The organism is Polaromonas sp. P1_E3 (assembly GCF_056405935.1).
This window is the reverse complement of sequence record NZ_JBFUBD010000493.1, coordinates 1-1,765: the sequence shown is the minus strand read 5'-3', so window position 1 is coordinate 1,765 and position 1,765 is coordinate 1. Positions and strand designations below refer to the sequence as shown.

Here is a 1,765-nt window from a genome sequence, read left to right as displayed (position 1 = left end):
CTCAAAAACCGCGCTACGGCGCGGTTTTTTTATGCCTCAACGATAATGCCTCATGTCTACAAGCGATAACGTCGACCCCGCCGAATTGGCAAAATTTTCAGATTTGGCCCACCGGTGGTGTGATACCGAAAGCGAATTCCGCCCTTTACATCAGATCAATCCCCTCCGCCTGGGCTGGATCGAAAGCATCGTCCCGCTCRAAGGACTGCGTGTGCTCGACGTGGGCTGCGGCGGCGGCATTTTGGCGGACGCGATGGCGCGCCGGGGTGCTGACGTAATCGGGATCGATCTGGCCACCAAAGCGCTGAAAGTTGCCCAGCTTCACGCGCTGGAGGCCCAGACGGAAGGTGTGCAATACCGTGAAATCAGCGCGGAAGCGCTGGCGGCCGAGCAACCGGGCAGTTTTGATGTGGTTACCTGCATGGAAATGCTGGAGCACGTGCCGGACCCGTCTTCTATCGTCAAAGCCTGTGCCCGACTGGTCAAACCGGGCGGATATGTGTTTTTCTCCACGATCAACCGAAACGCCAAAGCCTTCCTGTTCGCCATTGTGGGTGCGGAATACGTGTTGAACATGCTGCCGCGCGGCACCCATGAGTACGCGAAACTCATCAAACCCAGTGAATTGGCAGGCTACTGCCGGGCTTCAGGCTTGTCGCTTGAGCAAACCCGCGGGATGGAGTACAACCCGCTGACACGCCATTACTGGCTCAGCGCAGACACCAGCGTCAATTATTTGCTGGCCACCCAGAAGAACTGAGCCGCCTGAAGGCCTGGTCCTTGCGGCTTTCTGCCATCCTTCCCCTTGTTCTTCAGCCAGGTTAGTCACCGATATGTTCAACAACATCTCCGCCGTCCTTTTTGACCTCGACGGCACCTTGATTGATAGCGCTCCCGATCTGGGTGCCGCAGCCGACAAAATGCGCACGGACCGCGGCATGGAATCGCTTCCCCTGGCGCTTTACCGACCGATGGCCGGCGCAGGTGCACGCGGCATGATTGCCGTGGCTTTTGGGCTGGGACCGGAAGACGCTGGATTTGGCGAGCTCCGGGAAGAATTTTTCAGCAACTATGAATCGCGCATGACCGAAAACACCCTGGTGTTTGACGGCGTCGYTGAGCTCATCGCCCGGATTGGCCGTGCGGGCTTGAAATGGGGCGTGGTTACCAACAAATCGGCACGGTTTACCGTCCCGCTGACCAAGGCCATGCCGCTGTTCGACACGGCCCAGGCGATCATCAGCGGAGATACCACGCCCTACGCCAAACCGCATCCGGCGCCCCTTCTGGAGGCGGCTCGCCAGCTCGACCTGTCGCCAGAGCACTGTATTTATGTAGGCGACGACGAGCGCGACATTGTGGCTGGCCGCGCTGCCGGCATGCCCACAGTGGCCGCCGCCTACGGCTACCTCGGCAAAACCGCCGATACGGCTGGCTGGAAAGCCGACGCCACCATTGCCTCACCCGGCGCCCTCTTGAATTTTCTCCGAATGGCGTAAACTAGGCCTCCTGGGGCTGCATTGGTTTCGACGTGGGTTCGGACGCGGTGTGGTGCATGTCGAGCTGAGTGTGCTCGTTAAACTGATTCAAACAAACTAACTGCAAACGACGAACGTTTCGCACTCGCTGCTTAATTGCCAGTGAGCTTTACAACAGCAGGCCGATGGGCTGGGCAAGGGGTGTTTAGCGCAAGTTAAACGCTCCCGGCTGTAAAGATAATTTCATCGGCTGGCTCCGGGCTGGGTACCTTAACCCGGGGCAAGAA

2 protein-coding genes and 1 other RNA gene are annotated in these 1,765 nt (G+C 58.7%); all 3 read left to right on the top strand.

Annotated elements, in window-relative coordinates; genetic code table 11:
- The first annotated feature begins 52 nt into the window (after positions 1 to 52).
- Positions 53 to 760 carry a bifunctional 2-polyprenyl-6-hydroxyphenol methylase/3-demethylubiquinol 3-O-methyltransferase UbiG gene (gene ubiG, locus AC1D0Z_RS20915; RefSeq protein ID WP_477660083.1) on the top strand — a complete coding sequence of 236 codons (708 nt, stop codon included), beginning with the start codon at positions 53 to 55 and terminating at the stop codon, positions 758 to 760.
- A 73-nt stretch (positions 761 to 833) separates the two neighbouring features.
- On the top strand, positions 834 to 1,499 hold the full coding sequence (locus tag AC1D0Z_RS20910) for an HAD-IA family hydrolase (protein ID WP_477660082.1): 666 nt from the start codon (positions 834 to 836) through the stop codon (positions 1,497 to 1,499).
- Between the two features lie 12 nt (positions 1,500 to 1,511).
- Positions 1,512 to 1,765, top strand: a transfer-messenger RNA (tmRNA) gene (ssrA, locus tag AC1D0Z_RS20905); the annotation flags it as partial.